23 protein-coding genes are annotated in these 23,724 nt (G+C 58.0%); 16 read left to right on the top strand and 7 right to left on the bottom strand.

Features of this window, described 5'->3' with window-relative positions:
- The first annotated feature begins 1 nt into the window (after position 1).
- From surE to BWI95_RS20525, 4 genes are all read left to right on the top strand, one after another.
- Positions 2 to 874 carry a 5'/3'-nucleotidase SurE gene (surE, locus tag BWI95_RS20540; protein WP_054804176.1) on the top strand — a complete coding sequence of 291 codons (873 nt, stop codon included), beginning with the start codon at positions 2 to 4 and terminating at the stop codon, positions 872 to 874.
- Between the two features lie 56 nt (positions 875 to 930).
- Positions 931 to 1,764: a transcriptional antiterminator BglG gene (gene bglG, locus BWI95_RS20535; RefSeq protein ID WP_076770346.1), complete on the top strand. Its 834-nt coding sequence runs from the start codon at positions 931 to 933 to the stop codon at positions 1,762 to 1,764.
- Between the two features lie 117 nt (positions 1,765 to 1,881).
- The gene (gene bglF / locus BWI95_RS20530) at positions 1,882 to 3,741 is read left to right on the top strand and encodes a PTS beta-glucoside transporter subunit IIABC (RefSeq protein ID WP_076770159.1); all 1,860 of its coding nucleotides are present in this window, start codon (positions 1,882 to 1,884) and stop codon (positions 3,739 to 3,741) included.
- A 15-nt stretch (positions 3,742 to 3,756) separates the two neighbouring features.
- Positions 3,757 to 5,148 carry a glycoside hydrolase family 1 protein gene (locus tag BWI95_RS20525; RefSeq protein WP_076770158.1) on the top strand — a complete coding sequence of 464 codons (1,392 nt, stop codon included), beginning with the start codon at positions 3,757 to 3,759 and terminating at the stop codon, positions 5,146 to 5,148.
- A 16-nt stretch (positions 5,149 to 5,164) separates the two neighbouring features.
- On the opposite strand, the gene BWI95_RS20520 is transcribed toward BWI95_RS20525, so the two are convergent.
- Positions 5,165 to 6,079: a LysR family transcriptional regulator gene (locus BWI95_RS20520; RefSeq protein WP_054804175.1), complete on the bottom strand. Its 915-nt coding sequence runs from the start codon at positions 6,077 to 6,079 to the stop codon at positions 5,165 to 5,167.
- A gap of 72 nt (positions 6,080 to 6,151) precedes the next feature.
- On the opposite strand from BWI95_RS20520, the gene BWI95_RS20515 reads away from it, so the two are divergent.
- On the top strand, positions 6,152 to 7,108 hold the full coding sequence (locus BWI95_RS20515; protein WP_054804174.1) for an MBL fold metallo-hydrolase: 957 nt from the start codon (positions 6,152 to 6,154) through the stop codon (positions 7,106 to 7,108).
- A gap of 333 nt (positions 7,109 to 7,441) precedes the next feature.
- On the opposite strand, the gene yohP is transcribed toward BWI95_RS20515, so the two are convergent.
- Entirely contained in the window at positions 7,442 to 7,525 is an 84-nt protein-coding gene (yohP, locus tag BWI95_RS23440) for a small membrane protein YohP (RefSeq protein WP_071789508.1), read from the bottom strand.
- Positions 7,526 to 7,634: 109 nt separating this feature from the next.
- On the opposite strand from yohP, the gene BWI95_RS20505 reads away from it, so the two are divergent.
- Complete coding sequence (locus BWI95_RS20505) at positions 7,635 to 8,408, top strand: SDR family oxidoreductase (protein WP_076770157.1); 774 nt, start codon at positions 7,635 to 7,637, stop codon at positions 8,406 to 8,408.
- Here BWI95_RS20505 and BWI95_RS20500 read toward each other — a convergent pair.
- A complete protein-coding gene (locus BWI95_RS20500; protein WP_076770345.1) occupies positions 8,389 to 8,988 on the bottom strand; it encodes a DedA family protein in 600 nt (199 codons plus the stop codon). The two genes, BWI95_RS20505 and BWI95_RS20500, sit on opposite strands and share 20 nt — an antisense overlap.
- 158 nt (positions 8,989 to 9,146) lie before the next feature.
- On the opposite strand from BWI95_RS20500, the gene BWI95_RS20495 reads away from it, so the two are divergent.
- Both BWI95_RS20495 and pbpG read left to right on the top strand, forming a co-directional pair.
- Positions 9,147 to 9,734 (top strand): Yip1 family protein, encoded by a 588-nt coding sequence (locus tag BWI95_RS20495; protein WP_023479716.1) that lies wholly within the window; start codon positions 9,147 to 9,149, stop codon positions 9,732 to 9,734.
- A 172-nt stretch (positions 9,735 to 9,906) separates the two neighbouring features.
- Positions 9,907 to 10,857, top strand: coding sequence for a D-alanyl-D-alanine endopeptidase (gene pbpG / locus BWI95_RS20490; protein WP_054804173.1), 951 nt, complete (start codon positions 9,907 to 9,909; stop codon positions 10,855 to 10,857).
- Here the strand turns inward: pbpG and BWI95_RS20485 are convergent, their stop codons facing one another.
- Both BWI95_RS20485 and dld read right to left on the bottom strand, forming a co-directional pair.
- Entirely contained in the window at positions 10,858 to 11,412 is a 555-nt protein-coding gene (locus tag BWI95_RS20485; protein WP_054804172.1) for a GNAT family N-acetyltransferase, read from the bottom strand.
- A gap of 99 nt (positions 11,413 to 11,511) precedes the next feature.
- A complete protein-coding gene (dld, locus tag BWI95_RS20480; RefSeq protein WP_139568222.1) occupies positions 11,512 to 13,272 on the bottom strand; it encodes a D-lactate dehydrogenase in 1,761 nt (586 codons plus the stop codon).
- A 219-nt stretch (positions 13,273 to 13,491) separates the two neighbouring features.
- On the opposite strand from dld, the gene bglX reads away from it, so the two are divergent.
- The 5 genes from bglX (at position 13,492) to BWI95_RS20455 (ending at position 19,669) form a co-directional block, all read left to right on the top strand.
- On the top strand, positions 13,492 to 15,789 hold the full coding sequence (gene bglX / locus BWI95_RS20475) for a beta-glucosidase BglX (protein ID WP_076770155.1): 2,298 nt from the start codon (positions 13,492 to 13,494) through the stop codon (positions 15,787 to 15,789).
- A gap of 140 nt (positions 15,790 to 15,929) precedes the next feature.
- Complete coding sequence (gene osmF, locus BWI95_RS20470; RefSeq protein ID WP_076770154.1) at positions 15,930 to 16,847, top strand: glycine betaine ABC transporter substrate-binding protein OsmF; 918 nt, start codon at positions 15,930 to 15,932, stop codon at positions 16,845 to 16,847.
- A gap of 6 nt (positions 16,848 to 16,853) precedes the next feature.
- Positions 16,854 to 18,008: an ABC transporter permease gene (locus tag BWI95_RS20465; protein WP_054804171.1), complete on the top strand. Its 1,155-nt coding sequence runs from the start codon at positions 16,854 to 16,856 to the stop codon at positions 18,006 to 18,008.
- Positions 18,001 to 18,948, top strand: a complete 948-nt coding sequence (locus BWI95_RS20460) for an ABC transporter ATP-binding protein (RefSeq protein ID WP_076770153.1) — start codon at positions 18,001 to 18,003, stop codon at positions 18,946 to 18,948. Before BWI95_RS20465 ends, BWI95_RS20460 begins: the two co-directional genes overlap by 8 nt.
- A complete protein-coding gene (locus BWI95_RS20455) occupies positions 18,932 to 19,669 on the top strand; it encodes an ABC transporter permease (RefSeq protein WP_054804170.1) in 738 nt (245 codons plus the stop codon). Before BWI95_RS20460 ends, BWI95_RS20455 begins: the two co-directional genes overlap by 17 nt.
- On the opposite strand, the gene BWI95_RS20450 is transcribed toward BWI95_RS20455, so the two are convergent.
- Entirely contained in the window at positions 19,644 to 19,757 is a 114-nt protein-coding gene (locus tag BWI95_RS20450) for a protein YohO (protein WP_023479821.1), read from the bottom strand. The genes BWI95_RS20455 and BWI95_RS20450 overlap by 26 nt on opposite strands.
- Positions 19,758 to 19,817: 60 nt before the next feature.
- Positions 19,818 to 20,552, bottom strand: a complete 735-nt coding sequence (locus BWI95_RS20445) for a MerR family transcriptional regulator (protein ID WP_054804169.1) — start codon at positions 20,550 to 20,552, stop codon at positions 19,818 to 19,820.
- Between the two features lie 219 nt (positions 20,553 to 20,771).
- Here BWI95_RS20445 and BWI95_RS20440 point away from each other — a divergent pair, with 219 nt between their 5' ends.
- Genes BWI95_RS20440 through BWI95_RS20430 form a run of 3 tightly spaced genes read left to right on the top strand, consistent with a single transcriptional unit; the run spans position 20,772 to position 23,696 of the window.
- Positions 20,772 to 22,460 (top strand): sensor histidine kinase, encoded by a 1,689-nt coding sequence (locus BWI95_RS20440; RefSeq protein WP_076770152.1) that lies wholly within the window; start codon positions 20,772 to 20,774, stop codon positions 22,458 to 22,460.
- Positions 22,454 to 23,173 (top strand): two-component system response regulator BtsR, encoded by a 720-nt coding sequence (gene btsR / locus BWI95_RS20435; RefSeq protein ID WP_023479755.1) that lies wholly within the window; start codon positions 22,454 to 22,456, stop codon positions 23,171 to 23,173. Before BWI95_RS20440 ends, btsR begins: the two co-directional genes overlap by 7 nt.
- Positions 23,174 to 23,225: 52 nt before the next feature.
- A complete protein-coding gene (locus tag BWI95_RS20430; protein WP_023479843.1) occupies positions 23,226 to 23,696 on the top strand; it encodes a YehS family protein in 471 nt (156 codons plus the stop codon).
- Positions 23,697 to 23,724 lie beyond the last annotated feature (28 nt).

Here is a 23,724-nt window from a genome sequence, read left to right as displayed (position 1 = left end):
CGTGAATAAAACGTTACTGGCACTTTTGCTCACCGCATTTGCCTCTACCGGCGCACAGTCGGCTGAACGCGCAACGCGCATTTTACTGGTCAACGACGACGGCTGCGACTCTATCGGCACGATCTCCTTACAGGAAAAACTGTCCGCCAAAGGCTTTGATGTCTGGATGGTGGCACCCGCCACCAATCAGAGCGGGATCGGCTCGGCAATTACCTTCAAACCCAACAAAATCTTCGATGTGAAGAAAGTGGCGGAAAAACGCTACTGCTTCCCCGGCACGCCTGCGGATGCCATCGATTTCGGCCTGCTTGGCATTCTGAAAGAGAACCCGCCGGACCTCGTCATTTCCGGTGTCAACGATGGCCCGAACACTGGCGTTACGCAACTTAACTCCGGCACCGTGGGCGCAGCGGTGCGCGCCGTGCGCTACGGCTACCCGGCGATTGCCGCCAGCATCGGTTACCTGTTCACGGCAGAGGAGCAAAAAGCGGGCTGGCCCAGCACGCATAAATACTGGCCGGACTCGGTCGATTATGTGGTCTCGCTGGTCGATAAGCTTCAGGCAAAACGCCAGCCCGGACAGCCGCTGCTGCCAGCCGGCTCCGGCCTGAGCATCAACTACCCTCCGCTGGCGAAAAGCGCGGTGAAGGGCGAGAAATTTATTGGTAATGAATCCTTCCCCGAAGCGCAGCACAGCTATGTGCTGCTGGAAGATGGCCGTGCACAGCAGGTGATCAATGAAAAGATACTGACGCCGAACGAGTCGGACACGGATACCGGCTGGCTCAACAAAGGCTATATCACCCTGACGGTGTTCGATGGCCAGTGGAATGCGCCGCAGTATGAAGCCCAGTATCAGGCCCTGTTCCGCTGATGGTGTCACACATCGGCGAGGCAGGTTTCTCTTCCGGTCTGGTTCCGGCGGGCGGCATGCGTATCGCCAAAATATTAAACAATAACGTCGCCGTGGTGCTGGACGAGCAGCAGCGCGAGCAGGTGGTGATGGGGCGCGGTATTGCATTTCAGAAGCGTCCCGGCGATCGGCTCGACGAGGGGGCGATTGAAAAGGTCTTCGCACTGCAAAGCGACGATCTGGTGCGCCGCCTGGGTGAGTTGCTCAATCAGATCCCACTGGAGGTGATGACCACCTGCGATCGCATTATTGCGCTGGCCAGCGAACGGTTGGGGAAGTTGCAGGAGAGCCTCTATATCACGCTCACCGATCACTGTTACTTCGCCATCGAACGGCAGAAAAAAGGGCTGCTTATCCGCAACGGGCTGCTGTGGGAGATCAAGCGTCTCTACCCGAAGGAGTTTGCGCTGGGCCATGAAGCGCGCGCGATTATCGCCAGGCGGCTCGGTGTGACGCTGCCGGAAGATGAAGCGGGCTTTATTGCGCTGCATCTGGTGACGGCACAGTTAAACAGCGCGATGCCGGAGGTGATGCATATCACCCGCGCGATGCAGGAGATCCTGCATATCGTGCAGTATCAGCTAAAGCTGGAGTATGACGAAGAGGGGCTGAGCTATCAGCGCTTTGTAACCCATCTGAAGTTCTTCTCCCAGCGCATGCTGAACAGCACGGTGGTTGACGACGACGATCTCAGCCTCCACCAGGCGGTGAAAGATAACTACCCGCTGGCGTGGAAGTGCGCCGAGAAAGTGGCGCTTCACCTGGCCAGCACCTATCAGCGGCGGCTGACCAACGAAGAGACAATGTTTCTCGCGCTCCATATTGAGCGCGTGAGGAAAGAGCAGCGCTAACTGCACCTATGGGTTGTTACTGCATTAACGTGTGCAGGCAAAACCTGAGTCCGTCGCCGCAAGGTGACGTGGCTCAGGTTTTTTTTTTACTCAGACACAAGAGGTAAGGACACAAGCATGGATTATCAAACGCTGGCGAACGTCATTCTCAGCCACGTTGGCGGCAAGGAGAACATCAGCAGCGTGGTGCATTGCGCTACGCGGTTACGCTTTAAACTCAAAGAGATGAAAAAGGCCGATGCCGACGGGCTAAAAAAAGAGCCCGGGGTCATCATGGTCGTGGAGAGCGGCGGACAGTTTCAGGTGGTGATCGGCAACCACGTGCACGACGTCTGGCTGGCGGTATGCGACGCGGCCGGGCTAAAGGAGGATGCGCCGGTCGTCGCAAGCGATGAAAAAAGTTCGCTCTTTAGCCGCCTGATTGACATTATTTCGGGCATCTTCACCCCCTTTATTGGCATCCTGGCCGCGTCCGGGATCCTGAAAGGCATTCTGGCGCTGGCGGTGGTCTGCAACTGGCTGACGCCAGAGAGCGGCACTTATAAAATCTGGTTCGCCGCCAGCGATGCGCTCTTCTTCTTCTTCCCGCTGGTGCTGGGTTATACCGCCGGGAAAAAATTTGGCGGCAACCCCTTTATCACCATGGCAATTGGCGGAGCGTTAACCCATCCGCTGATGATCGCCGCCTTTGACGCTGCGCAGATGACCGGGGCGGTAAGCGAAACCTTCCTCGGCATTCCGGTCACCTTTCTCAACTACAGCGGCTCGGTGATCCCGATTATTCTCGCCTCATGGGTCAGCTGCTGGCTGGAAAAGCAGGGCAACCGCTTTTTGCACTCTGCCGTGAAGAACTTCTTCTCGCCGGTGCTCTGCATTGCCGTCACCGTCCCGCTCACCTTTTTGATTATCGGCCCGGTTGCCACGTGGCTGAGTCAGGGGCTGGCGAACGGTTATCAGGCCATCTACACCCTCTCTCCCTGGCTGGCGGGTGGCGCGATGGGCGCACTGTGGCAGGTGTGCGTGATATTTGGCCTGCACTGGGGATTAGTGCCGCTGATGATCAACAACATGGCCGTCTTTGGTCAGGACTCAATGCTGCCGATCCTGCTGCCTGCGGTGCTTGGACAGGTGGGTGCCACGCTGGGTATTTTTCTGCGCAGCCGTGACAAACAGCAAAAAACGCTGGCGGGTTCAGCCGTGGCGGCGGGCATTTTCGGCATCACTGAACCGGCGGTCTATGGCTTAACCCTGCCGCTGCGCCGTCCGTTTATTTTTGGTTGCCTGGGCGGCTCGCTGGGCGGAGCGATTGTCGGCTTTAGCGGCACGCACACCTACTCCTTCGGCATGGCGAACGTTTTCTCTTTTGCTCAGATGATCCCGCCAGGCGGCATCGACGCCACCCTGTGGGGCGGTATTGTCGGCAGCGCGGCGTCGTTTATGCTGGCATTACTGCTGACCTGCATTGCCGGGCTGCCGAAAGCACCGGCAGCCGTTGCGGCCCCTGCGCAAAAACCAGAGGCTGATGGGATGACGCTGCTAGCACCGATGAGCGGCAGCGTGCTGGCGCTGGATCAGGTGACGGATGCTACCTTCGCCAGCGGTGTTCTGGGGGATGGCGTGGCGATTATTCCGGTGGACTGCCGGGTTGTCGCACCGTTTGCCGGGGAGGTGGCCTCACTGTTTGAAACCAAACATGCGATTGGCCTGCTTAGTGATAGCGGGGTAGAGATGTTGATCCATGTCGGTATCGATACCGTCAAGCTGGACGGGAAACCTTTCACCGCGCATGTCAGCGTCGGCGACAGAGTAGAGCCAGGCGATCTGCTGCTTGAATTCGATCGCGCCGCGATCCTTGAAGCCGGCTTCGATCTCGCCACGCCCATTATCATCAGTAATAGCGAAAACTTTGCCAGCGTAAATAACGTGGCACCCACCTCTGTTCAGGCCGGGAAACCGCTTCTGGCGGTAGCCGTGTAATCAAAGGAGAAGAGAATGAAAGCATTTCCAGCAGGATTTTTATGGGGCGGTGCCATTGCCGCCAATCAGGTTGAAGGCGCATGGCAGGAGGATGGCAAAGGCCCTTCGACATCCGATATGCAGCCGAACGGCGTATTTGGGGAGCTTGTTGAGCGCAAAGAGGGCGACAGCGCGCTGAAAGATGTGGCGATCGACTTCTACCACCGCTACCCGGAAGATGTCGCCCTGTTTGCCGAAATGGGCTTTAACTGCCTGCGTATCTCCATCGCCTGGACGCGTATTTTCCCTAACGGCGATGAGAGTACGCCAAATGAAGCGGGGCTGGCATTTTACGACGACCTGTTTGATGAGCTGGCGGAGCACGGCATCACGCCGCTGGTGACGCTGTCGCACTACGAAATGCCGTGGGGATTAGTAAAAGAGTACGGCGGCTGGGGCAGCCGGGAGACGATCCGCTGCTTTGAACACTATGCCCGCACGGTGTTTAGCCGCTATCAAAACAAAGTGAAGCTGTGGCTCACCTTCAATGAGATCAATATGTCGCTCCATGCGCCGATGACCGGCGTCGGGTTGCCAAACAGCAGCAGCAAAGCGGAAGTCTACCAGGCGATTCACCATCAGCTGGTGGCGAGCGCCCTGGCGGTTAAAGCGTGCCATGAGATTATCCCGGACGCCAAAATCGGCAATATGCTGCTCGGCGGGTTGATGTATCCACTCAGCTGCAAGCCGGAAGATGTGTTTGAGACGCTGCAGCAGAACCGTAGCTGGGCCTTCTTTGGCGACGTACAGTGCCGCGGGGCCTATCCCGGCTATATGCTGCGCTACTTCCGTGATAACGGCATTGAGATTGAGATCACCGACGCGGATCGCGAAGCGCTGCGCACCACGGTCGATTTCATCTCCTTCAGCTACTACATGAGCGGCTGCGTCACCGCCGATGAAGCGCTTAACGAGCAGCTGCGCGGCAATATTCTCAGCATGGTGCCGAATCCGCATCTGCCCAGTTCCGAATGGGGCTGGCAGATCGATCCGCTTGGCCTGCGCACGCTGCTGAATATGATGTGGGATCGCTGGCAGAAGCCGCTGTTTATTGTTGAGAACGGGTTGGGCGCGAAGGATCATGTGGAGGCGGACGGCAGTATTCATGATGATTACCGCATCGCCTACATGAACGACCATCTACTTCAGGTGCGTGAAGCGATTGAGGATGGCGTCGAGATGCTGGGCTACACCAGTTGGGGGCCTATCGATCTGGTGAGCGCCTCGAAAGCGGAAATCTCCAAGCGCTACGGTTTTATCTACGTTGACCGCGAAGATGATGGCAGCGGCACGCTGGCGCGCAGCCGCAAGAAGAGCTTCTTCTGGTATCGCGATGTGATCGCCAGCAACGGCGCGAACCTGGAGTAAACGCTCTGGCAGAGCGTCAGACGATAAGCGCAGCGATAAAGGTTTTGAGCCACATCACCGCCGGATCGCTGCTGTGGCGCTGATGCCAGAGCATGGCGACTTCAATTGGCTCCGCGTCGAGCGGTAACGGGCTGCGCATCAATCCACGGGTGCGCTGCCACTCATCCGCCAGCCCGGCGGGCACCGTTGCCAGCGCGGGCATCGTCTCCAGCAAACCAGGCAGCGCGGCGAAGTGCGGCGTGGTGTAGTGGATCTGCCGTTGATAGCCGCTTTTTGCCAGCAGAGTATCAAAATGGCTGCTGCTCGCTTCGCGATAGCTGACCATCAAATGTCGCTGCGCGGCAAAGGTCTGCACATCCAGCGGGGCGCTGAGCGTTAACTGCTGCGGATGCCAGAGGGTGGCAAACGGCATGGTGGTTAACACTTCGCGCTCCAGCCAGCGCGGCCCGCCAACCGCGACGCTGACCGCCATATCCATTTCTCCGCCCTCAAGCCGTGTGGCATCGCTGAAGGGATCGCTTGCCACCACGTTCAGGCGGATGCCGGGCGCATGCTGCATCAGCGCCGGAATTAGCTTTGGCATCAGCCATATCTCGACCCAGTCCGCCATGCCCAGCGTCAGCGTCGCCTTTGCGGTTTGCGCATCGAACGCCGCCTGTTGAAACAGCGCGCTCTGCAACTGCTCCAGCAGCGGCAGGAGTTCACTGTGCAGTTCGCTGGCGCGGGCGGTGGGCTGCATTTTATGGCCGCTGCGAATAAACAGCGGATCGTCAAACAGCGTACGCAGACGCGACAGCACGCCGCTCACCGCCGGCTGGCCCAGATGCAATTTATCCGCTGCCGCAGAGACGCTCTGTTCGCGGTACAGTACGGCAAAGGCGATCAACAGGTTCAGATCGATCTTGCGGAAATCATTCTCTTTGATAGTCATTATTGCTCCAATCAATTGGAGTGATAGTAGCGGGCGAAGCATACTGGCGCAATGCAAAACAGGAGAGAAACAATGAAATATTATCCGCTACTGCTGGCGTTTACTGCCGCCGGGCTGACTATGCAACACGCCATCGCCACACCGCTTTCCACTCAGCAGGCACAGGCACCGGGCTACTACCGGATGGCGTTGGGCGACTGGCAACTTACCGCCGTCTCGGATGGGACGGTTAAGGTGCCGCTGGACAAGCTGCTGATCAATATTACGCCGCAACAGTTACAGACGCAGATGGCGCAGGCCAATATGGCAGTGCAGGCCGAAACTTCCATCAACGCCTTTGTCATCAACACCGGTAAAGAGCTGATTCTGGTCGATACGGGTGCCGGGGCGCTGATGGGCGACGCGGGCGGTCATCTGCCGGAGAATCTGCGCGCTGCGGGGATCGATCCGGCCGCCATTGATCTGGTGCTGCTGACCCATATTCATGGCGACCACTCCGGTGGCGTGCAGCGTGATGGCAAACCGGCGTTCCCGAATGCCACCGTGCACGTCGACCAGCGCGATGTCGATCTGTGGCTTAATCCGAAGCGGGCGTCGGAGGTGGAGGAGGGGCAGCGCCACACCTTCGCCGAATCGGAACGCTCGCTTCGCCCGGTGATCGATGCCGGTAAGCTAAGCACGTTCCATGCACCAACAACGATCCTCCCCGGTATTGAGGCGATCCCGGCAGCGGGACATACGCCGGGCAGCGTCATTTATCGCGTTACGCACGGCGGAAAAACCGTGATGCTGTGGGGCGACATTATTCATGCTCAGCCAGTGCAACTGCCCGACCCAAAAGTGGCGATTCATTTTGATGTCGATAGTAAGCAGGCGGTAGCAACGCGCGAGAAGGTGCTGGCGCAGGTGGCGCGTGAAGGGGAGTGGGTAGCGGCGGCGCATATCGCCTTCCCGGGGATTGGCAAAGTGATAAAAGCCGGGAACGGTTATCGCTGGGTGCCGATCAATTACAGCGCGAAGGGCGAGTAACATTTGCAAAAGGCCCGGTGGCATTAACGCGCACCGGGCCTCAATTTATGGCTGTGTTTCCCAGGCCGGATAAGGCTTCGTCGCCATCCGGCAATGTCGCAATGCCTGATGGCGCTTCGCTTATCAGGCCTACAACACCCGCATCATCATGCGTTTTATTCGGCAAAAGGCCCGGTGGCATCAACGCGCACCGGGCCTCAATTTATGGCTGTGTCTTGTAGGCCGGATAAGGCTTCGCCGCCATCCGGCAATGTCGCAATGCCTGATGACGCTTCGCTTATCAGGCCTACAACACCCGAGTCATTCCGCTGGAGCCGCCATCCGGCAGGGCTCTTAGAAAATCATCTTAAAGACGCCGGTCACCACCAGCAGGCCAATCAGGAAAATAATCAGGATCGCCCAAAGTAAAAATTTCATCATTTTCGTCTTCCTTCTCATGTGTTAGTTACAGCAAGCCTAGTCAATCTCTCAACATTGCGCCTTTTTTCTATACTTAACTGCTTATTAAATAATCGGAGAGAAGCGCATGTCGGCAAACAAAGTAGCAATCGTCACCGCCGCAGACTCGGGCATCGGCAAGCAGAGCGCGCTGATGCTGGCTGAGCGGGGGTTTGATATTGGCATTACCTGGCACTCGGATGAGCGCGGCGCGCAGGAGACAGCGCAAAAAGTAGAAGCTTTTGGCCGCCGGGCTGAGACCATCCAGCTCGATCTCAGCCATCTGCCGGAAGGCGCACAGGCGATTGAAACGCTCATTGCCCGCTTCGGGCGTATCGACGCGCTGGTCAACAACGCCGGTGCAATGAGCAAAGCCCCGTTTCTCGATCTCACCTTTGAAGACTGGCGCAGCATCTTCACCGTTGATGTCGATGGCGCGTTTCTCTGCTCGCAGATTGCCGCGCGACATATGGTGCAGCAGGGGCAGGGCGGGCGCATCGTCAATATCACTTCCGTTCACGAGCACACGCCGCTGCCGGAAGCGACTGCCTATACCGCAGCAAAACATGCGCTTGGTGGCCTGACCAAATCGATGGCGCTGGAGCTGGTGCCGCACAACATTCTGGTTAATGCCGTTGCGCCCGGTGCCATCGCCACGCCGATGAACAACATGAGCGATGACGATGCCAAACCCGGCTCGATGCCGAACATCCCCCTGGCGCGACCAGGCACAACGCGGGAGATCGCCAGCATGGTCGCCTGGCTCTGCGCCGATGATGCCAGCTACACCACCGGCCAGTCGTTTATCATCGATGGCGGCTTTATGCTGGCGAACCCGCAGTTCAAACCGCAAAAAGCTTAGTTATCGCCCGGATTCTCTTCACGCTTTTCCTGCGGTGGCGAAACCACCACCGCAGGCAGAAGACCAGCGCAATGGCGATAACCACCCAGATCCAGCGCTTCGCATGCTGATCGAAGGACTCCAGCCACGGCGTAATCACCTCTCCGCCAACATAGCCCAGCGTGGTGAAGATCAGCGCCCAGATAAAGGCACCTAAGATATTCAGTGGCAGAAAGATTTTCGGTTTTAAATGGCTGGTACCAATCAATATCGGCCCGATAATACGAAAGCCATACATAAAGCGTGTACCAATCACAAACAGATAGGGGTGACGGCGAATAAGCGCCTGCGCCTGATGGATCTTGCCGCGGTAGCGGGTGAAGCGGCGCAAAATTTTAACGCCATAGCGGCGGCCAACAAAGTAGAGCAACTGATCGCCAATAATGCCCCCCAGGGCAACCGCGAGCACCACCAGCGGAAAGCGCAGCAGCCCCTGATGCACCGCCACACCGCCAAGCAGGGTGATGGTTTCGCCCTCGGCGAGGCTGCCGACCAGCAGCGCGGCGTAGCCATACTGGCTAATAAGCTGATTGATATCCAGTGTCATTACATCCTCCTGTAAAACGTCTTTAAGCATATACCTGCATCCGGCTTTGCGCTGCGTTCAATCATTTCGGCTTTTTTCTGCTGTACAAAAAATAATCATAAAAGTGACGTATACTTACAGCTCGATGTTCGGGCTTTCAGTGAGGGGGCGTTATGAACCATGTCTGGGGACTCCTGTCCCATCCCGATCGTGAAATGCAGGTGATCAAACGCGAAAACGAGACCGTTTCGCACCACTACACCCACCATGTGCTCATCATGGCGGCCATTCCCGTAATCTGTGCATTTATCGGTACCACGCAGTTTGGCTGGAGCTTCGGCGAGAACGTCGTCGTGCCTCTGTCGTTATCTACCGGTTTTTACCTGGCAATTCTCTTTTATGGCCTGATGCTGGCGGGCGTCGCGGTGATGGGGCGTGTCATCTGGTGGATGGCGCGTAACTATCCGCAGCGTCCGTCGCTGGCGCGCTGCATGGTGTTTGCCGGTTATATCGCAACTCCGCTGTTTCTCAGCGGCATTGTTGCGCTCTATCCGTTAGTGTGGCTCTGCGCGCTGGTCGGCACCGTCGCGCTCTTTTACACCGGTTATCTGCTCTATGTCGGCATCCCGACCTTCCTTAATATCAACAAGGAAGAGGGGCTCAACTTCTCCAGCTCAACGCTTGCCATCGGCGTGCTGCTGCTGGAGATCCTGCTGGCGCTGACGGTGATCCTCTGGGGTTACGGCTACCGCCTGTTTTAACTCTCCCGGCGTTGCTGGCGCACCATGCTGGCAACGCAATTTCTCGCAACGATTCTTCTCTGGCGGCAACCCTGCGCGGCGGCTATTATGCCAGAGCCAGCCCTGTTATAACTCTCATGAACAGAAGCGGTGTGCGTTATAACGCGCGTGAATAATTTTCAGAAGCCTCACCATGCAGAAATTTCGAGTCTCTCTTTTAAGCCTGGCCCTTGCACTGAGTGCGCCCTTCGCGCCGATGGCGCAGGCAAAAACAGCCGTCACGGTTGCCGCAGCCCAGCCGGAAATCGCCTCCGGCAGCGCGATGATTGTCGATCTGCAAACCAATAAGGTGATCTACTCAAGCCACCCCGATCTGGTGCGCCCGATTGCGTCTATTACCAAGTTGATGACCGCGATGGTGGTGCTGGATGCGCGCCTGCCGCTGGATGAAAAATTAAAAGTCGATATCAGCCAGACGCCAGAGATGAAAGGGATCTACTCCCGCGTGCGGCTGAACAGTGAGATCAGCCGCAAAGATATGCTGCTGCTGGCGCTGATGTCGTCGGAGAACCGCGCGGCCGCAAGCCTCGCGCACCACTATCCCGGCGGCTATAAAGCCTTTATCGCCGCGATGAACGCCAAAGCCCGCGCGCTGGGCATGACCCATACGCGCTACGTCGAGCCGACCGGCTTGTCGATCCAGAACGTCTCCACCGCCCGCGATTTAAGCAAGTTGCTGATCGCCACCAAACAGTACCCGCTGATTGGCCAGCTGAGCACTACGCGTGAAGAGATGGCGACCTTTGCTAATCCGGCCTATACGCTGCCGTTTCGCAACACCAACCATCTGGTCTACCGCGATAACTGGAATATTCAGCTGACGAAAACCGGCTTTACCAACGCTGCGGGCCACTGCCTGGTAATGCGCACGCTGATTGGCAACAAACCGGTGGCGCTGGTGGTGATGGATGCCTTTGGCAAATATACCCACTTTGCCGATGCCAGCCGCCTGCGTACCTGGATTGAGACCGGCAAAGTGCAGCCGGTGCCCGCTGCCGCGTTAAGCTATAAGCGGCAGAAAGCGGCGCAGATGGCACAAACGCCGCCAGGCTCGGCGGGCGAATTGACCGCGCAGAACGATTAATTACTCCGGCAGCGTCCAGTCACCGTCGTTGAGTGGACGCTGCATAATCAACGTATCCCGCCAGTCTCCCTGCTTATAGCCGACGCTGCGCAGCTGTCCGGCCACTTCAAATCCATGTTTTTTATGCACTCTTAGCGAACCGGCATTGTTATGCCCGTCGCCAATCACCGCGACCAGTTGCCGCCACGGCCCCTCTTCACAGCGGGCGATCAGCGCGCCAAGCAGCGTCGAGCCGATGCCGCGCCCGGTCATACTGGCATCGACATAAATCGACTCTTCAAGGGTGTAGCGGTAGGCCGGACGCGGGCGATAAAAACCGGCGTAGCAGTAGCCGACGATCACGCCGTGAAAGAGCGCCACCAGCCACGGCAAACCGTCGGCGGCGAGCTTGCTCATGCGGCTGCGCATCTCATCGATAGTGGGGGGCACTTCTTCAAACGAGGCGCGGCCATTCAGCACGTGCCAGGCGTAGAGGGAGGCAATGGCGTGTACATCATCTGGGCGGGCGTCACGCACCTCGACCGCAGGACCAGAGAGAATATCAACAGCTGACATCGGGCGCGCTCCTTTCAACGCAACGCGCCAGAGAGAGGATTCTCTGGCGCTGTCGCTACTCTATTACGAAAGGCGCGCGCAGCACAAAACGGCGAGGGGCTACTTTATCGCCGGATCGGCGGGATGCTCTGCCTTAGCGGTCTCCTGCCAGAATTTGCGCTTACTCGTCTTACCAATACCGGGGTTCATGCTGTTAGTCGGATCATTTTCCCGATAAAAACGTTTCAGCGCATCCGGCGCCTCATAGAGATGGCCGACGTTATGCTCGGCGGGATATTGCGCGCCGCGCTGCGCCAGCAGTGCCAGCATCTGCTCCTTCAGGGCGTGTACATCGACGCCTTTTTTAACGATGTAATCCTGATGGAAAACGTGGCACATAAAGTGACCGTAATAGAGCTTGTGCACCAGCTGGCTGTCAATCTCTGGCGGCAGGTGCTCAAACCACTCGGTGTCGTTGCGGCGCAGAGCGATGTCGAGCGCCAGAATATCCTCCACCTCGTCGGCATGCACCGCCTGATAGCGGATAGCGGCTCCGGCGGCGGCAAAACGGTGCAGAAACGCTTTGCTCCCTTCCTCTGGCGTACAGACAAAGAACTCCCCTTCGGCGTCAGCGAAAAAGGCCTTCAGCCAGTTCTGCGCCTCATCAATGCCGCCGCCGGACATCTTCAGCAGCAGATGGTGCTCATACTTATCGCGCCACTCCTTCATGCGCGAGGGGAGGTGCGAAGGGAAGAGACCACTGATTTTTTGCAATGAACGATCGATAAAGTGCGGTTTAAACACCGTCGCTTTATCGAGCAGCGCATCGGTGCGCCCTTTAATGTTGAAAAAGAGCGGCATCTTATCGGTGCCAAGTTTGTCGATCATCAGGAAGGTGTCTTTGCCGTAGCGCTCGGCGATATCGTAAATATCGCGGTGCATATACTCCCCGGCCACCGGCAGATGGTCGAAATTGGCCAGAATATGGCGGCGGATCTCCGTTAACACCGCAGTCTGGTTGGTGCCGATATAGAACACCTGCTGGCGCGCTTCTGCCGGGAATGTGTCGAGACGCACGGCAAATACCGCCAGCTTGCCCGCGCAGCCGGAGGATTCGAACAGGCGATCGGGGTCGGCGTTATAGCGCGCCGGGGTTTCGGCTTCAACATCGCGCACGCGGTTGATGTAATCATGATCGTGGCCGTGGCGCTGGTCGTGAAGCACATCGCCAGGTTGTATACGATCGTCATCCAGCTTGCCGAGGATCTGCTCCGGCGTTTCGCCAAGCTTGATGCCGAGGTGATTAACCAGTTGCAAGCGGCCCTGATCGTCAATGCGTGCAAACAGCGACATCTCGGTGTAGGCCGGGCCGCGCTGCACCAGCGATCCGCCGGAGTTATTGCAGATGCCGCCAATCACCGACGCGCCAATACAGGAGGAGCCAATCACCGAGTGCGGCTCGCGTCCCAGCGGTTTCAGCGCTTTTTCCAGCGAGTAGAGCGTGGTGCCAGGGTAGGCCAGCACCTGCTCGCCGTTATCCAGCAGGTGCAGTTTGTCGAGGCGCAGGGTGCTGATAATTACGATATCGCGGTCGTAATCATTGCCGTTCGGCGTCGAGCCTTCTGTCAGGCCGGTATTTGCCGCCTGCATCAGAATAATTTTGTCGGCAATCACGCAAGCGTTGAGAACGCGCCATAATTCAACCAGCGTGCCGGGAAAGACCACCGCCAGCGCATCGCCCTGGCCGGAGCGGAAACCTTTACGGTAGCGGGCGGTTTTGGCCGGATCGGTAAGCAGGTGAGAAGCACCTACTAATCGTTTGAGTTCGTTAATGAAAGTGTTATTTGACTGGGTCACGATCCACTCCTTGTGGCGAAGCATAAATAAAAAGGATGCTCTGCTTCACGCCGGTTGCAGGCTGCGTGAATGATGTTGTGAATATTTCGTTACTAATGTTAGCTCCAGAGGATGCCCGAAGGGGAGCGAATTAACATAAAAATCAGAGCCTGGCGCTGCAAGACGTGCCAGGATTATGGCACACTGCGTTTTTCCGCGGCCCGTTACCGCGGTTTTTGCTGAAAATACAAGAGAGTAAACGACATGAAATGGCTATGTTCTGTAGGTGTCGCTGTGAGCCTTGCGCTGCAACCCGCGCTGGCCGAAGAGATGATTGCTAACCATCCTTTGACGCCGCAAGCCAGGGACGCCTTTGTCACTGACCTGCTTAAAAAGATGACCGTGGATGAGAAAATAGGCCAGCTGCGCCTGATAAGCGTCGGGCCGGATAACCCGAAAGAGGCGATCCGCGAGATGATTAAGGCAAGCCAGGTCGGGGCTATTTTCAACACCGTCACCCGCCAGGACATTCGTGCCATGCAGGACCAGGCGATGCAGCTTAGCCGCCTGAAAATCCCTCTCTTCTTTGCCTACGATGTGGTGCACGGGCAGCGCACCGTTTTCCCTATCAGCCTTGGCCTCGCCTCCAGCTTTAACCTCGACGCGGTGAAAACCGTCGGGCGCGTCTCCGCTTATGAAGCCGCTGATGATGGCCTGAATATGACCTGGGCACCAATGGTCGACGTCTCGCGCGATCCGCGCTGGGGACGCGGCTCGGAAGGCTTCGGGGAAGATACTTTCCTGACCTCTGAAATGGGCCGCACCATGGTGGAAGCGATGCAGGGCAAAAGCCCGGCGGATCGCTACTCGGTGATGACCAGCGTCAAACACTTCGCCGCTTATGGCGCGGTAGAGGGCGGTAAAGAGTACAACACCGTCGACATGAGCCCGCAGCGTCTGTTCAACGACTATATGCCGCCCTACAAAGCGGCACTCGACGCTGGCAGCGGCGGGGTGATGGTGGCGCTTAACTCTTTGAACGGCACACCGGCTTCCTCCGATTCGTGGCTGCTTAAAGATCTGCTGCGCGATGAGTGGGGCTTTAAAGGCATCACTATTTCCGATCATGGCGCGATTAAGGAGCTGATTAAACACGGCACCGCCGCCGATCCGGAAGATGCCGTGCGCGTGGCGCTGAAGTCCGGCATCAACATGAGCATGAGCGACGAGTACTACAGCAAATACCTGCCGGGGCTGATCAAATCCGGCAAGGTGACGATGGCGGAGCTGGATGACGCCACGCGCCATGTGCTGAACGTCAAATATGATATGGGGCTGTTTAACGATCCCTACAGCCACTTAGGGCCGAAAGAGAGCGACCCGCAGGATACCAACGCCGAAAGCCGTCTGCATCGCAAAGAGGCGCGGGAAGTGGCGCGCGAAAGTATGGTGCTGCTGAAAAACCGTCTGGAAACGCTGCCGCTGAAAAAATCGGGCACCGTGGCGGTGATTGGGCCGCTGGCGGACAGCAAGCGCGACTCGATGGGCAGCTGGTCTGCCGCTGGTGTTGCCGATCAGTCGGTCACCGTGCTGACCGGTATTCGTGACGCGATGAAGGACAAAGGCGAGGTGATCTACGCCAAAGGGGCGAATATCACCAATGATAAAGGCATTGTCGATTTCCTTAACCTCTACGAACCGGCTGTGGTGGTTGATCCGCGTTCTCCGCAGGCGATGATCGATGAAGCGGTAGCCGCAGCGAAGAAATCTGACGTCGTGGTGGCGGTAGTCGGTGAAGCGCAGGGGATGGCGCATGAAGCCTCCAGCCGCACCGATATCACCATTCCGCAGAGCCAGCGCGATCTGATTACCGCCCTGAAAGCGACCGGCAAGCCGCTGGTGCTGGTGCTGATGAACGGGCGTCCGCTGGCGCTGGTGAAAGAGGATCAGCAGGCTGACGCCATTCTGGAAACGTGGTTTGCAGGAACCGAAGGCGGCAACGCCATCGCCGATGTGCTGTTTGGTGATTACAACCCTTCCGGGAAATTGCCGATGTCCTTCCCGCGCTCCGTGGGTCAGATCCCGGTCTACTACAGCCACCTGAATACCGGTCGTCCTTATAATGCCGATAACCCGAACAAGTACACCTCCCGCTACTTTGATGAAGCCAACGGCCCGCTCTATCCCTTTGGCTATGGTCTGAGTTACACCACCTTTAAAGTGTCGGATGTGAAGATGTCTGCGCCAACGCTGACCCGCGGCGGCAGCGTGGATGCAAGCGTCGAGGTGACCAACACCGGCAAGCGCGAAGGGGCGACGGTGATCCAGATGTACGTGCAGGATGTTACGGCGTCGATGAGCCGCCCGGTGAAACAGCTGCGCGGCTTTAAGAAGGTCAACCTGAAACCGGGTGAGACGCAGACCGTCAGCTTCCCGATCGATGTCGATGCGCTCAAGTTCTGGAACCAGCGCATGAAGTACGACGCCGAGCCGGGCAAGTTCAACGTCTTTATCGGCGTCGACTCCGCACGCGTCAACCAGGGCGAGTTTGAATTAAAGTAACCACTCATCAGGCCGGGCAACCGGCCTTTTTTATTACCCGCTTTACCGTTTCGCACCGCTTCACCTTCGCGTCGCTATTTTTCAGCTACGCTTTTTTCTCAAGCTGCTGATAAAGGCAGTAAAAAAATGAGGGATAAATTATGACACTCAGCCGAAAACTTGCCTGCTCAGTGGCGCTAATGGCCGCCGTAAGCTTACCGTTGCAGGCCGCAGAACCGATCAAAGTGGGATCGAAAATCGATACCGAAGGGGCGCTGCTGGGCAATATCATTTTGCAGGTGCTGGAGAGCCACGGCGTAAAAACCGTCAATAAAGTGCAACTCGGCACCACGCCGGTAGTGCGCGGCGCCATCACTTCTGGCGAGCTGGATATCTACCCGGAGTACACCGGCAACGGCGCATTCTTCTTTAAAGAGGAGAACGATCCGGCGTGGAAAAACGCGCAGCAGGGCTACGAGAAGGTGAAAAAACTCGATGCTGAGAAGAACAAGCTTATCTGGCTGACGCCTGCACCGGCCAATAACACCTGGACCATCGCCGTGCGTCAGGATCTGGCGCAGAAGAACAAACTCACCTCCCTCGACGATCTCAGCCGTTACCTGAAAAACGGTGGCGAGTTCAAACTGGCCGCCTCGGCGGAGTTTATTGAGCGTGCCGATGCGCTGCCTGCCTTTGAAAAAGCCTACGGCTTCGATCTGAAGCAGGATCAGCTGCTGTCGCTGGCCGGTGGTGATACGGCGGTGACCATTAAAGCGGCGGCGCAGCAAACATCCGGCGTTAACGCTGCGATGGCTTACGGCACCGACGGCCCGGTGGCGGCGCTCGGCTTACAGACATTAAGCGATCCGAAAGGCGTACAGCCGATCTATGCCCCGACGCCAGTAGTGCGTGAAGCGGTGCTGAAAGCCTACCCCGAGCTGGATAGCTGGCTGAAACCGGTCTTTGCCAGCCTCGATGAGAAGACCCTGCAGAAGCTGAATGCCAGCATCGCAGTTGAGGGGCTGGATGCGAAGAAAGTCGCAGCGGACTACCTGAAAGAAAAAGGCCTGGTGAAATAAGGCGTGATGGAGGGATCGAAACGCTGCCACAACCGCGTGCTGTTGCTGCTGGTTGTGCTGGGAGGGCTGGCGGCGTGGCTGCCGTTTATCAACTATGCGCCAAACCGGCTGGTTTCCGGCGAAGGGCGCGCGCTGTGGCAGCTGTTTAGCGGCCTGTGGCTGTTTGCGCCCGCTGTTCTGCTGATCCTCTGCTTTATACCGGGGCGCAGTGCACAGGCGGCAACGCTGGTTCTGGCTGAACTCCTCTTCTGCCTGCTGGTGTGGAGCGCAGGCCGCGCGGCAACGGATCTGGCGCAGAGCGGCAGCGCTCTGGCGCGTACCTCGCCCGGCAGCGGCTTATGGTTATGGCTGGCGCTCAGCCTGCTCGCCTGTAGCGATGCCATTCGCCGCCTTGTTGCTCACCCGGTGTGGCGCTGGCTGCTGCATATGCAGATTTGGCTGCTGCCGCTCTGGCTGCTGCTTAGCGGCGAGCTGGATAACCTCTCGCTGCTGCATGAGTACCGCAACCGCCAGGAGGTGTTTGATGACGCGCTGGCGCAGCACTTAACCTTGTTGTTCGGCACGCTGCTTCCGGCATTAGCCATCGGTTTTGCGCTCGGGCTGTGGTGCTATCGCCATCCGGCGCGGCAGGGGCCGGTCTTTACCGCGCTCAACATTATTCAGACTATCCCCTCCGTTGCGCTGTTTGGCCTGCTGATTGCACCGCTGGCCGGGCTGGCGCAGCACTTCCCGTGGCTCGCATCGATAGGCATTGCCGGTACCGGCATCACCCCGGCGCTGATTGCGCTGATTCTCTACGCGCTGCTACCGCTGGTGCGCGGCGTGGTTGCCGGGCTGAACGAGGTCTCTGCCGATGTGCTGGAGAGCGCGCAGGCGATGGGCATGAGCGCTGCGCAGCGCTTCTGGCAAGTGCGTATTCCGCTGGCATTGCCGCTCTTGCTGCGCAGCCTGCGGGTGGTGGCGGTTCAGACGGTTGGCATGGCGGTGATTGCTGCGTTAATTGGCGCAGGCGGCTTTGGCGCGCTGGTCTTCCAGGGGCTGCTCAGCAGCGCGTTGGATCTGGTGCTGCTCGGGGTGATCCCGGTTATCGGCCTGGCGGTGGTGATTGACGCCCTGTTTGATCTTGCCCTCGCGCTGTTGAAGGTAAAACACCATGATTGAATTTCACAACGTTTCCAAAACCTTTGCCGGGCAGCGGGCGGTTAATCAGCTCAATTTGCAGATGAAAACCGGCGCGTTTTCGGTGCTGATTGGCACCTCCGGCTCGGGAAAATCGACCACCCTGAAGATGATTAACCGCCTTGTCGAACACGACGAGGGAACGATCACCTTCGCCGGGGAGGAGATCCGCAGCCTGCCGGTGCTCGAACTGCGCCGCCGCATGGGCTACGCCATTCAGTCGATTGGGCTTTTCCCCCACTGGACGGTGGCACAGAACATCGCCACCGTGCTGCAACTGCAAAAGTGGTCGCGCAGCAAATGCGACGCGCGGGTAGATGAACTGATGGCGCTGCTCGGGCTGGAGCCGGGGCTGCGCGATCGCTTTCCGCACCAGCTTTCCGGCGGGCAGCAGCAGCGTGTTGGCGTTGCCCGCGCGCTGGCCGCCAACCCGGAAGTGCTGTTGATGGATGAACCCTTCGGCGCGCTCGACCCGGTCACCCGCAGCGCTCTACAACAGGAGATGGTGCGCATACACAGCCTGCTCGGGCGCACCATTGTGCTGGTGACCCACGATATTGATGAAGCGCTGCAATTAGCCGATCACCTGGTTTTGATGGATGGTGGCAATGTGGTGCAGCAGGGGACGCCGCTGGAGATGCTGACCGCGCCGCAGAATAACTTTGTGCGCGAATTTTTTGGCCGCAGCGAGCTGGGCGTACGCCTGCTCTCCCTGCGCCAGGTGAGCGACTATCTGCGTGACGAACCGGTCAGCCACGGCGAGCCTTTGCAGGCACAGATGAGCCTGCGCGAGGCGCTCTCCGCTTTTGTCGCCCAGCGCTGCGAGGTATTGCCGGTGCAGGATGCCGATGGGCAGCCCTGTGGCAGCCTCCATTTCCGCGATCTGTTACGCGGGGAGGCGGGGCGTGAAAATATTGCGTGATCCACTGCTCTGGCTGCTGGCGCTATTTATCGCACTGCTGATGTGGTTGCCCCACAGCGCACCGCTGTTTAGCGCACTCTTTCCGCAGTTGCCGCGCCCGGTCTATTTGCAGGAGAGCTTTGTCGCGCTGACCCTTGCCCACTTCTCTTTGGTAGCGCTCTCAAGCGTTATTGCGGTGGCGATTGGCATGGGCGTCGGCATTGCCGTGACGCGACCCGGTGGGGGAGAGTTTCGCCCGCTGGCAGAGACCATTGCCGCCGTCGGGCAGACCTTTCCGCCGGTGGCGGTGCTGGCGATTGCGGTGCCGGTGATGGGGTTTGGCAAAGCGCCCGCCATTATTGCGCTGGTGCTCTATGGCGTACTGCCGATTTTACAGGGGACGCTGGCGGGGATCGCTGCGGTTCCGGCAAGCGTACAGAGCGTGGCGCAGGGGATGGGCATGAGCGGCTGGCAACGGTTGCGCAAAGTAGAGTTACCGCTGGCCGCACCGCTGATTGTCGCCGGGGTTCGCACATCGGTGATTATCAATATCGGTACGGCAACCATTGCTTCTACGGTCGGGGCAAGCACGCTGGGAACGCCGATTATCATCGGGCTAAGCGGGTTTAATACGGCCTATATTGTGCAGGGGGCAGTGCTGGTGGCGCTGGCGGCAATCATTGTCGATCGGGGCTTTGAACGGCTGGCGCTGCGGCTCAACCGGCACCGCCGCGCACGATAAACGAATAACCAGCCAGCATTACGCCGCCGATCCCGCCGATGGCCATCAGCAGAAAGATCGCGATGACAAGAATTTTACCAGGCTTCATCTCAGGCTCCTTTTAAGTGAGGCCGGCATTATAAAGGCATTGTGAGTTGTTAATGAAACATTAAATGCCGAGAAGCCACACCTGATGCCCCGTCTCCTGCCAGGCCTGCAATTGCTGCTGCTGCGCGGGGGAGGGGGAGTCGCCGCACCACACCAGCAGCATCTTGCCTTTGAACATCTCCGGATGAAACTGAGTGAAGGGGTGCGCAAGAATGCCGACCTGCCACTCCTGCTGGCTGGCGATCCAGCCTTCAATCCACAACCGCGTGTTATCCTGTACACCCCAGCCGACCACCAGCGCCGGACGGCCATGTGCCTGCTGCTGCGACGCCGATAAGTTGCCGGCAATCAGGTTTATCAGAATGCCATCCAGCAGGCTAAGCTTGGCCTGGTAAGCGGGGCGCGTGCCCTGCAAGCGTGCGCGTAAGGGGTTAATCAACTGCTGTGTCAGCGTTTTTGCCGGGTGGTCGCGCATCAGTTCGCTCAGCCACTGCTGGAGGGTATGACCATCTCGCTGTTGCAACAGATGCATCGCCCGCTCCTGATGGCTCTGCCAGACGTGGTGACGCTTGTCGCTGCTGTTCGCCAGCAGCGCCTGAACTTTACTCACCTGCACGCCCGATTCAACCCAGTGCTGGATCTCTCGAATACGATCGATGTCCGCCTCGCTGAAGAGCCGGTGGCCGCCATCCGTGCGTTGCGGGGTTAACAAACCGTAGCGGCGTTGCCACGCACGCAGTGTGACGGGGTTGATATCGCATAACAGAGCGACTTCACCAATAGTGTAAAGCGCCATGATCTCTCCTTTGCTTCCCGAATGCCGGTATAACTGTAGACCTTTCTTAGGGGTGAAGACAACAACAGTAACGTTTTGTTTACTCTTTATTCATAACTGCGTATACCCAGGCACAATATGTGACTCAGAGCACGAATTTCTCTTTTTTTAACGTCTGTCGAAGAAACCGCTGCCGACTCGCTGTATGTTACGCGCTTTATGTGATGCGGTGTGGCGGGTATGTACGAGTTCAATCTGGTGTTGCTGCTGCTTCAGCAGATGTGTGTGTTTCTGGTGATCGCCTGGCTGATGAGCAAAACGCGCCTCTTTATTCCGCTGATTCAGGTCACCGTGCGTCTGCCGCACAAGCTGCTCTGTTATGTCACCTTCTCCATTTTCTGCATTCTCGGCACCTATTTCGGTCTGCATATTGAAGACTCCATCGCCAATACTCGTGCGATTGGCGCGGTGATGGGCGGCCTGCTTGGCGGCCCGCTGGTCGGCGGGCTGGTGGGGCTGACCGGCGGATTGCACCGCTACTCAATGGGCGGCATGACCGCGTTGAGCTGCATGTTCTCGACCTTTATCGAAGGGCTGCTTGGCGGGCTGGTGCACAGTTTTCTCATCAAGCGCGGGCGTACCGACCGCGTGTTTAACCCCTTTACCGCAGGGGCGGTCACCTGCGTGGCGGAACTGTTACAGATGGTGATCATCCTGCTGATTGCCCGCCCCTTCGAAAGCGCGCTGCATTTAGTGCAGAGCATCGCCGCGCCGATGATGGTGACCAATACCGTTGGTGCGGCGCTGTTTATGCGCATCCTGCTCGACAAGCGCGCCATGTTTGAGAAATACACCTCGGCTTTTTCCGCCACGGCGCTGAAAGTGGCGGCCTCCACCGAAGGGATTCTGCGCCAGGGCTTTAATGAAGAGAACAGCATGAGGGTGGCGCAGGTGCTCTATCAGGAGCTGGATATCGGCGCGGTGGCGATCACCGATCGCGAACGGCTATTAGCCTTTACCGGCGCGGGGGACGATCACCATCTGCCGGGGCGGCCTATCTCCTCCGTCTGGACGCAGCGGGCGATTGAGACCGGCGAAGTGGTCTATGCCGACGGCAATGAGGTGCCGTATCGCTGTTCGCTGCACCCGCAGTGCAAGCTCGGCTCGACGCTGGTGATCCCGCTGCGCGGTGAAAACCAGCGCGTGGTCGGCACCATCAAACTTTACGAGGCGAAAAACCGCCTCTTTAGCTCCATCAACCGCACGCTGGGGGAGGGGATTGCGCAACTGCTCTCGGCGCAGATCCTTGCCGGGCAGTATGAGCGGCAAAAAGCGCTGCTGACCCAGTCGGAGATCAAACTCCTGCATGCGCAGGTTAACCCGCACTTCCTGTTTAACGCGCTCAACACCATTAAAGCGGTGATCCGCCGTGATAGCGATGAGGCCGGGCTGCTGGTGCAGTATCTGTCGACCTTTTTTCGTAAGAACTTGAAACGCCCCGCAGAAATCGTCACCCTTGCGGATGAGATTGAGCATGTGAATGCCTATCTGCAGATCGAAAAAGCGCGTTTTCAGGCGCGGTTGCAGGTACGGCTCGAGGTGCCGGAAGTGCTGGCGCACTTACACTTGCCCGCTTTCACGCTGCAACCCATTGTCGAAAACGCGATTAAACACGGCACGTCTCAGCTGCTGGGCGTGGGCGAGATCACTCTGCGTGCCAGCCAGCAGGCGCAGCATCTGGTGCTGGATATTGAGGATAACGCCGGGCTGTATCAGCCGAAAAACGATGCCGGTGGCTTAGGGATGAGCCTGGTGGATAAGCGGCTGCGCGCCCGTTTTGGCGACGAGTGCGGTATCAGCATCGCCTGCGAGCCGGATCTTTTTACCCGCATTACCTTGCGACTCCCTCTGGAGGAAGAGGCATGTTAAGAGTGCTGATTGTTGATGATGAACCGCTGGCGCGGGAAATGTTACGCAGTCTGCTGCAGGAAGAGCGCGATATCGAGGTGGTGGGCGAGTGTGGTAACGCCATTGAAGGGATTAGCGCGGTGCATAAACTGCGCCCCGACGTGCTGTTTCTTGATATTCAGATGCCGCGCATCAGCGGGCTGGAGATGGTCGGCATGCTCGATCCCGGTAACCGGCCCTACGTCGTGTTTCTCACCGCTTTTGATGAGTACGCGGTGCAGGCCTTTGAAGAGCACGCTTTTGACTACCTGCTTAAGCCGATTGAAACGCAACGGCTGAGCAAAACGCTTAACCGCTTGCGTCAGGATCGCGGCGTGCAGGATGTATCGCTGCTGGCGGAAAATCAGCAGCCGCTGAAGTTTATCCCCTGCACTGGTCACAGCCGCATCTGGTTACTGCAGATGGAGGAGGTGGCGTTTGTCAGCAGCCGGATGAGCGGCGTCTATGTCACCAGCCACGAAGGCAAAGAGGGCTTTACCGAGCTGACGCTGCGCACGCTGGAGAGCCGCACGCCGCTGGTGCGCTGCCACCGGCAATATCTTGTCAATATGGCTTTTCTTAAGGAGATCCGCCTTGAGGATAATGGCCAGGCTGAGCTGCTGCTGCGCGACGGGCTGACGGTGCCGGTAAGTCGACGCTATCTGAAAAATTTAAAAGAGGCGTTGGGGTTGTAAATTCCTGCGCGATGCCTACACTGCGCGCTGGTTCATCATTTCGGAAAGAGACATGCTAAATAACGATATCCTGCGCAGCCTGCGTTACACCCTGCAGGTCGACAACACCGCGCTGGTGCGCATTCTGGCGCTGGCGGACACTGAAGTCACGGCTGAACAGCTGGTTCCGTGGCTGCGTAAAGAGGATGAGGAGGGGTATAAACCCTGCCCGGATATTGTGCTGTCGGCGTTTCTTAATGGGCTGATTTATGAGAAGCGCGGCAAAGATGAGAGCGCACCGCCGCTCGCCATGGAGCGCAAGCTCAACAACAATATCGTGCTGAAGAAGCTGCGCATCGCCTTCTCATTAAAGACCGACGATATTCTGGCGATCCTCACCGAGCAGCAGTTCCGCGTCTCAATGCCGGAAATTACCGCGATGATGCGCTCCCCGGAGCATAAGAATTTCCGCGAATGCGGCGATCAGTTTTTGCGCTACTTCCTGCGCGGGCTGGCGGCACGTGGGCAGAAGCCGAAGAGCTGACACGCTTTTTCGCCCATAAAAAAACCGC

It is taken from the genome of Kosakonia cowanii JCM 10956 = DSM 18146 (assembly GCF_001975225.1).
In the GTDB taxonomy this organism is placed as follows: Bacteria; Pseudomonadota; Gammaproteobacteria; order Enterobacterales; family Enterobacteriaceae; genus Kosakonia; species Kosakonia cowanii.
The sequence above is the reverse complement of the archived record's forward strand: the minus strand, read 5'-3'. Positions and strand labels throughout refer to the sequence as shown.

Excerpts from the sequence above, each read along its gene's own strand:
- bglG (WP_076770346.1), top strand. The coding sequence starts at position 931 with ATGCGTATCGCCAAAATATTAAACAATAACGTCGCCGTGGTGCTGGAC.
- bglF (WP_076770159.1), top strand. The coding sequence starts at position 1,882 with ATGGATTATCAAACGCTGGCGAACGTCATTCTCAGCCACGTTGGCGGC.
- BWI95_RS20525 (WP_076770158.1), top strand. The coding sequence starts at position 3,757 with ATGAAAGCATTTCCAGCAGGATTTTTATGGGGCGGTGCCATTGCCGCC.
- BWI95_RS20520 (WP_054804175.1), bottom strand. The coding sequence starts at position 6,079 with ATGACTATCAAAGAGAATGATTTCCGCAAGATCGATCTGAACCTGTTG.
- BWI95_RS20515 (WP_054804174.1), top strand. The coding sequence starts at position 6,152 with ATGAAATATTATCCGCTACTGCTGGCGTTTACTGCCGCCGGGCTGACT.
- yohP (WP_071789508.1), bottom strand. The coding sequence starts at position 7,525 with ATGAAATTTTTACTTTGGGCGATCCTGATTATTTTCCTGATTGGCCTG.
- BWI95_RS20505 (WP_076770157.1), top strand. The coding sequence starts at position 7,635 with ATGTCGGCAAACAAAGTAGCAATCGTCACCGCCGCAGACTCGGGCATC.
- BWI95_RS20495 (WP_023479716.1), top strand. The coding sequence starts at position 9,147 with ATGAACCATGTCTGGGGACTCCTGTCCCATCCCGATCGTGAAATGCAG.
- pbpG (WP_054804173.1), top strand. The coding sequence starts at position 9,907 with ATGCAGAAATTTCGAGTCTCTCTTTTAAGCCTGGCCCTTGCACTGAGT.
- BWI95_RS20485 (WP_054804172.1), bottom strand. The coding sequence starts at position 11,412 with ATGTCAGCTGTTGATATTCTCTCTGGTCCTGCGGTCGAGGTGCGTGAC.
- dld (WP_139568222.1), bottom strand. The coding sequence starts at position 13,272 with ATGCTTCGCCACAAGGAGTGGATCGTGACCCAGTCAAATAACACTTTC.
- bglX (WP_076770155.1), top strand. The coding sequence starts at position 13,492 with ATGAAATGGCTATGTTCTGTAGGTGTCGCTGTGAGCCTTGCGCTGCAA.
- osmF (WP_076770154.1), top strand. The coding sequence starts at position 15,930 with ATGACACTCAGCCGAAAACTTGCCTGCTCAGTGGCGCTAATGGCCGCC.
- BWI95_RS20465 (WP_054804171.1), top strand. The coding sequence starts at position 16,854 with ATGGAGGGATCGAAACGCTGCCACAACCGCGTGCTGTTGCTGCTGGTT.
- BWI95_RS20460 (WP_076770153.1), top strand. The coding sequence starts at position 18,001 with ATGATTGAATTTCACAACGTTTCCAAAACCTTTGCCGGGCAGCGGGCG.
- BWI95_RS20450 (WP_023479821.1), bottom strand. The coding sequence starts at position 19,757 with ATGAAGCCTGGTAAAATTCTTGTCATCGCGATCTTTCTGCTGATGGCC.
- BWI95_RS20445 (WP_054804169.1), bottom strand. The coding sequence starts at position 20,552 with ATGGCGCTTTACACTATTGGTGAAGTCGCTCTGTTATGCGATATCAAC.
- BWI95_RS20440 (WP_076770152.1), top strand. The coding sequence starts at position 20,772 with ATGTACGAGTTCAATCTGGTGTTGCTGCTGCTTCAGCAGATGTGTGTG.
- btsR (WP_023479755.1), top strand. The coding sequence starts at position 22,454 with ATGTTAAGAGTGCTGATTGTTGATGATGAACCGCTGGCGCGGGAAATG.
- BWI95_RS20430 (WP_023479843.1), top strand. The coding sequence starts at position 23,226 with ATGCTAAATAACGATATCCTGCGCAGCCTGCGTTACACCCTGCAGGTC.